This window comes from Aerococcus sp. L_32, from assembly GCF_050689315.1.
Window position 1 is genome coordinate 1 of sequence record NZ_JBOEQF010000548.1, and the last position, 1,174, is coordinate 1,174.

Annotated in this window: 1 protein-coding gene; it reads left to right on the plus strand. The window is 41.4% G+C overall.

The features are described from left to right. Positions 1-1,174: DNA gyrase subunit A (locus ACRCJ0_RS14675; RefSeq protein ID WP_431390947.1), on the plus strand; the 1,174-nt coding region annotated here is incomplete at both ends.

Below are 1,174 nucleotides of genomic sequence, written 5' to 3' on the forward strand. Positions count from 1 at the left end.
CATGCGGTATACAGAAGCCCGTTTATCGAAGATTGCCGATGAATTATTGCGTGATCTTGATAAAGACACGGTTGAAATGATCCTAAACTTTGATGACACGGCTGAAGAACCAACTGTTTTACCAGCAGGTTTCCCAAACCTATTGGTTAACGGGGCAACTGGTATTTCAGCGGGTTACGCGACTGAAATTCCGCCGCATAATCTAGGTGAAATTATTGATGCAACAACTTATCTAATCGACCATCCAAATGCCACAGTCAATAAGTTGATGGACTTTGTTCCTGGACCAGATTTCCCAACGGGGGCTATTATCCAAGGGCGAGAAGAGTTGAAGAAAGCTTATACTACTGGGCGCGGGAAAGTCGTTGTTCGGTCTAAGCACCATATTGAAACAGACCGTGGTGGTAAAGAGAAAATCGTGATTACAGAAATTCCATATGAAGTAAATAAGGCTAACCTAGTACGCCGGATGGATGAGTTACGGTTGAATCGGTCGATTGACGGGATTCAAGAAGTCCGCGATGAAACGGACCGTAACGGTCTACAAATCGTGATTGAATTGAAAAAGGATGCGAGTTCTGACGCCATTCTAAATTACTTCTACAAAAATTCTGACCTGCAAATCAACTATAACTTCAACATGGTGGCCATTAATAACCAACGTCCTGAATTAGTCGGGATTAGAGAAGCTTTAAACGCTTATATCGGCCACCGTTATGAAATTATTCGTCGCCGGACAACCTTTGATTTAAACAAGGCCCAACGTCGTTTACATATCGTAGACGGATTGGTCAAAGCCATGACTATTCTAGACCAAGTGATTGCGACGATAAGAAACTCTAAAAATAAATCAGACTCTAAATACAACTTGATTGAAGCTTTTGATTTCTCAGAAGCCCAAGCAGAAGCGATCGTAAGCCTACAATTGTACCGTTTAACCAATACAGACGTTACTGCTTTGGAAAATGAGCGCCTACAATTAAACGAGGATATTGCTTCTTACCAAGCGATCTTGTCTGATGATAAAGTCCTTTATGGCCGGATGAAGTCTGAACTAAGAGCGATTAAGAAAGCTTACGCTTCTGAACGTCGTACTGAGATTCAAGACGAAATCCAAGAAGTCATCGTGAAGAAACAATTATTAATTTCTGAAGAAGACGTTATCGTTGTAGTA